4 protein-coding genes and 1 pseudogene are annotated in these 4,986 nt (G+C 70.2%); 2 read left to right on the forward strand and 3 right to left on the reverse strand.

Annotated features, from left to right (window positions below; genetic code table 11):
• A partial coding sequence (locus tag P409_RS26445; protein WP_052121426.1) for a methyltransferase domain-containing protein occupies positions 1 to 736 on the forward strand: 736 nt, incomplete at its 5' end.
• Between the two features lie 105 nt (positions 737 to 841).
• Here P409_RS26445 and P409_RS40930 read toward each other — a convergent pair.
• Complete coding sequence (locus tag P409_RS40930; RefSeq protein ID WP_238578778.1) at positions 842 to 1,345, reverse strand: hypothetical protein; 504 nt, start codon at positions 1,343 to 1,345, stop codon at positions 842 to 844.
• 38 nt (positions 1,346 to 1,383) lie between these two features.
• On the opposite strand from P409_RS40930, the pseudogene P409_RS41425 reads away from it, so the two are divergent.
• Positions 1,384 to 2,058 (forward strand): annotated as a pseudogene (locus P409_RS41425) (OmpA family protein); the annotation flags it as partial.
• Between the two features lie 139 nt (positions 2,059 to 2,197).
• Here P409_RS41425 and P409_RS26455 read toward each other — a convergent pair.
• Together P409_RS26455 and P409_RS26460 are read right to left on the reverse strand one after the other, a co-directional pair.
• The gene (locus P409_RS26455) at positions 2,198 to 4,276 is read right to left on the reverse strand and encodes a membrane protein (protein ID WP_034845457.1); all 2,079 of its coding nucleotides are present in this window, start codon (positions 4,274 to 4,276) and stop codon (positions 2,198 to 2,200) included.
• Between the two features lie 2 nt (positions 4,277 to 4,278).
• The coding region (locus P409_RS26460) for a DUF4159 domain-containing protein (protein ID WP_152613551.1) at positions 4,279 to 4,986 on the reverse strand (708 nt) is incomplete at its 5' end.

Raw genomic sequence — 4,986 nt, forward strand, 5'->3', positions numbered from 1 at the left:
CCGCGACCGGCTGGATGAGGCGGCGGTGTACCGGCGCGAGCGGCTCTATGCCCGGCCGCAGGCCCCGGCCGGGCCGCCGGGCGTGCTGGAATGCCCGATCTGCGGCACCCAGGCCCGCCGCTTCCTGCGCTTCGGCCTGGAGGGCCGGCGCAACGCCATGTGCCCCGGCTGCGGCAGCGTCGAGCGGCACCGCTTCCTCTGGCTCTATCTCACCGCTCGGACCGACCTGCTGACGGGCCGGCACCGGGTGCTGCACGCGGCGCCGGAACCGTGGCTGGAGGCGCGGCTGCGCGGCCTGCCGAACCTGCGCTACCGCTCGCTCGACCGGTTCAACCCCTTCGCCGATGTCCAGGCCGACCTGACGGCGCTGCCCTTCGCCGACGGCGCCTTCGACGCGGTGATCGCCAACCATGTGCTGGAGCACATCCCCGACGACAAGGCGGCGATCGCCGAGCTGGCGCGAGTGCTGCGCCCCGGCGGCCGCGCCGTGCTGATGGTGCCGTTCGACCCGAAGGGGCCGACGCAGGAGGGGGCGGAGATCGACGACCCGGCCGAGCGGATGCGCCGGTTCGGCCATCCCTATCACTACCGCATCAACGGCCGCGATTTCCCCGACCGGCTGGCAGCCGCCGGGCTGGCGCCGACGACGGTCGACAGCCGGGCCCTGCTGCGCCCGCATCTGCGCCGCCGCTTCCGCGTCAACCGCAACCACCTGTTCGATTGCCGGCGGCGATAGATCGCCCGGCGGCCGGACAGGAGTTGTGCCGATTGAATGGCATTTGACTAAAGATGAATTAAAGATCGATTCACATCCAAACCTTTCAATTTGGTAAAGACGTCGCTAGCAGTTCGGATCGAATCCTTTGTTTTCGTGTTGATCGCCTCTCGAACCCTCCGTATTGATGCGGCGGGGGCCGAGCGAAACCCTGCATCGAGATGCCGGGAACAGGCACCCTGGCCCGAACTCTGACCAGGATGGCGGCACATGAAGATTTTGGCTCTGTGCGCGGCAGGGACTCTTGCCGTGCTGCTGGCCACGCCCGGCATGGCCCAGCAGGCGAGGGGGATCTATCTCGGGGCGGGCGCCGGCGTGAACATCCGGCAGGACCAGCGCTGGACCATCGACGACCCGCGCACCGATGGCCATGCCGATGTCGGCTTCGACACGGCGCCCGCCGGCAACATCTATGTCGGCTATGATTTCGGGGCGATTCGCGCCGATCTCGAAGGCAGCTTCCGCCAGAACGACATCGGCACGACCAGGCTCAGCTATGATTCCTTCCGGCTGAACCGGTTCATCACCGTTCCCGGCGCCGATGACGTCAAGGTCAACGTCAAGGGCCATGAGCGGACCATCGGCCTGATGGCCAATGTCTATACGATTTCGAGTTCGGCTCGCCCTTCGTGCCTTATGTCGGCGGCGGCATCGGCGTCGGTTTCAACAACTGGAAGGTCAAGGCCAAGGACGCGAATATCGACTTCGATTACGATTCGCCGCTCTTCGCCTATCAGGGCATCGCCGGCGTGTCCTACTACATCACGCCGAAGCTGGCCGTGAATGTGGAGTACCGCTATTTCGGCGAGACCGATGCCGAGTTCACGTCCGGCGACACCAAGGTCAAGCTCGACGCACCGGCCCACCACACCATCCTGGTCGGCGTCAAATACGTCTTCGACTTTGGCGCCGCCTCGGGCGAACCGGCGCCGGAAGGGCCGGTCGACACCGGCCAGCGCAGCTATCTGGTGTTCTTCGACTTCGACAGCTCGCGCCTGACGCCGGAGGCACGATCGATCGTCGCCTCCGCCGCCACCGACGCGCTGCGGGGCGAATCGACCCGCATCGACGTCACCGGCCACACCGACCGGTCCGGCACCGACGCCTACAACCAGGCGCTGTCGGTGCGCCGGGCCGAGGCGGTGCGGCGTGAGCTGGTGGCGGACGGGGTCGCCGACAGCCTGATCATCGTCCGCGGCGTCGGTGAATCCGACCCGCTGGTGCCGACCGCCGATGGCGTGCGCGAGCCGCAGAACCGCCGGGTCGAGATCGTGATGAACTGAGGGGGCTGGTCACCAGCATCGTCATTGCGAGGAGGCGAAGCCGACGAAGCAATCCAGGGGCCGGTTCGCACCGGCCCCTGGATTGCTTCGCTTCGCTCGCAATGACGGGTTGAGTGTCTCGCCGAGCATGACTCGGCGGCTACCGTCCTTCCCGTCGCCACGCCGCCATCAGCCCGCCGAGGCCGAGGAGCAGGGCGACCAGCGGCGGCAGCAGCGGCGTCTCGGTCATGCCGGTGACGGTGTAGTCGCCATTGCCGCGCAGGCCAATCCAGCCGGCGCCGGACGCCGCCCGGTCCGGCCGGGTGCGGCGGATGGTGGGCACGCCATCGGTGGCCGGCCAGGCGACGCCGCCGCCGCTGGCCTCGGTCACCGGCGCCAGCTTGTCGGTCACCGCCCGCATGTCGCTCAGCTCCGGCGGATTCAGGGTGCCGACCACGGCCAGCGCGGTCTTGTCGCCGTCGCTGATCCGGTAGATGCCCGGCCCCTGGGCGTTGACCCGGCCGACATAGAGGCCGGGCGACGCCTCGCTCAGCTGCTCGGTCTGGGTCTTGCCGTCCGGGTCGGTCACGGTGACGGGCGGGTTGCTCTGGTCCAGGCTGCGGCGCCGGATCTCGATGCGCTGGCCCGCCGCCTCGGCGCGCAGCACGTTCTCCTCTAGCTCCGGCTCGCGCATCAGCCAATGGGCCAGGCGGCGCAGCAGCTCCGCCTGCGGGCCGCCGCCCTCGAAGCCGCGGCTCCACAGCCAGATCTGGTCCGACGCCATCTGCGCCACCCGGCCCTCGCCGACCCGGTTCAGGATCAGGAGCGGCCGCCCGCCGGCCCCGGTCATCACCACGCTGCCGCCATGCGGCGCCACGTCGATCTGGCGGAACCAGCGGCCCCAGCTCGGGCCGCCACCGGGGCCGCCGGTGGAGCCGTCCAGCGTCGCCGTCACCGGGTGGCGCTGGCCCAGCTCGGTCACCGTCGGGCGGAAGCCCTGCTCGATCACGTCGCCGGTCGGCTCCGCCGGCAGGATGTTGCCGATCGGCGTGCGGTACAGGCTCAGCGGCTCGGCGAAGGCCTCGCCCGAGACCTCGAGGAAGGCACCGCCCTCCTGCACGTAGCGGGCGATGTTGCCGAGATACAGGTTCGGCAGCACCCCCATCCGCCGGTAGCGGTCGAAGATGATGAGGTCGAAATCCTTGAGGTTGGTCTCGAACAGCTCCCGAATCGGGAAGGAGATCAGCGACAGCTCGTTGATCGGGGTGCCGTCCTGCTTTTCCGGCGGCCGCAGGATGGTGAAATGCACCAAGTCGACCGACGGGTCGGATTTCAGGATGTTGCGCCAGGTGCGCTCGCCCGGATGCGGCTCGCCCGACACCAGCAGCACGCGCAGCCGGTCGCGCACGCCGTTGACGACGATGGCGGCGCGGTTGTTGGCCTGGCTCAGCTCGCCCGGCAGCCCTTCGACCGCGAATTCGAAGACGGTCGGCCCGCCATGGTCCAGGCGGAAGGTCACCTGGGTGTCGCGCCCGACCGGCAGCTGCAGCGCCTCCGGCGCGCCGGCGTCCTTGGTGGCGGTGACGGTGGCGACGGCGCCGGGCTCGGCCTTCGGCAGGTCGTCCACCCGCAGGGTCACGGTCACGTCCTGGCCGACCAGGCCGAAGCTCGGCGCCTGGGCCACGACGATGCGGCGGTCGAATTCGTCCGGCCGCCCGGTCAGCAGCGTGTGCACCGGGCCGAAGGCGGTGCGCGCCGCCGGGTCGGTGGGCACGTCATGCACCTGGCCGTCGGTGACCAGGATGGCGCCGGCCAGGCGCCGCCGGGGCACGTCGGCCGTGGCCGCGCCCAACGCCTCGAACAGATGGGTCTCGTCCAGCGGCGCGCTGGCGCCCTCGCCGACGGTGACGAAGCGGGTGTCGAGATCGGGGAAGGCGGCCAGCTTGGTTCGCAGGTCGGCCAGCGCGGCATCGATCCGGGCCGGCCGGTCCTCGATCTGGTCGGAGGGCGAGCGGTCGACCACCACCACGGCGACGTCGTGGATCGGATCGCGCTTCTCCTCCACCAGCGACGGATTCAAGAGGGCGGCGGCCAGGGCGAGGAAGGCGAGGGTCCGCCAGCCCAGCCCGGGCGCGCGGCGCCAGGCGCCGACCAGCAGCGCCAGCACGGCCAGGCCGAACAGCGGGCCGAGGACGGTCCAGGGGAGAAGAGGCGCGAGGGCGACGGAGGCGGCATCCATGCTCACTGCCCCAGCCGTTCCAGGATCGCCGGCACATGCACCTGGTCGGACTTGTAGTTGCCGGTCAGGGCGTACATCACCAGGTTGACGCCGAAGCGATAGGCCATCTCGCGCTGGCGCTCGCCGCCCGGCACCACCGGCAGCATCGGCGCGCCGCCGGGGCCGACCGCCCAGGCGCCGGCCCAGTCATTGGCGCCGATGATGATGGTCGAGACGCCGTCATTCACCGTGGCGTCCGCGGTCTCCACCCAGACATCGCCGCCGGTGTAGCGGCCGGGGAAATCCTGCATCAGGTAGAAGGCGCGGGTCAGGATGTGATCCGGCGGCACCGGCGTCAGCGGCGGGATGTCCAGGCCCCGGGTCAGCTCGCGCAGCTTGTCGGCGCCCGGCCCGGCCAGGGCCGTGCCGCCGCCCATCGCCTGGTCGCGGGTGTCGAAGAAGATGGTGCCGCCGGTGCGCAGGAAGGCGTTCAGCTTGCCGATCGCGGCGTCGGACAGGGCCGGCTGCTGCGGCGTTACCGGCCAGTACAGCAGCGGGAAGAAGGCCAGCTCGTCGCTCTCGACATTGATGCCGACGGCGCCCTCGGCATTGACCGAGGTGCGGTCGCGCAGCACCTGGGCCAGGCCTTCCAGCCCGGCCTGGCTGATGCTGTCGACGTCCTGCGACCCGGTCTCGACATAGGCCAGGCGCACATGGTTGGCCATCGCGAT

Source organism: Inquilinus limosus MP06 (genome assembly GCF_000767795.1).
GTDB classification, from domain to species: Bacteria; Pseudomonadota; Alphaproteobacteria; order DSM-16000; family Inquilinaceae; genus Inquilinus; species Inquilinus limosus_E.

Bases quoted from the DNA above. Each gene is read 5' to 3' on its own strand.
- P409_RS40930 (WP_238578778.1), bottom strand. From the start codon at position 1,345: ATGGCCCTTGACGTTGACCTTGACGTCATCGGCGCCGGGAACGGTGAT.
- P409_RS26455 (WP_034845457.1), bottom strand. From the start codon at position 4,276: ATGGATGCCGCCTCCGTCGCCCTCGCGCCTCTTCTCCCCTGGACCGTC.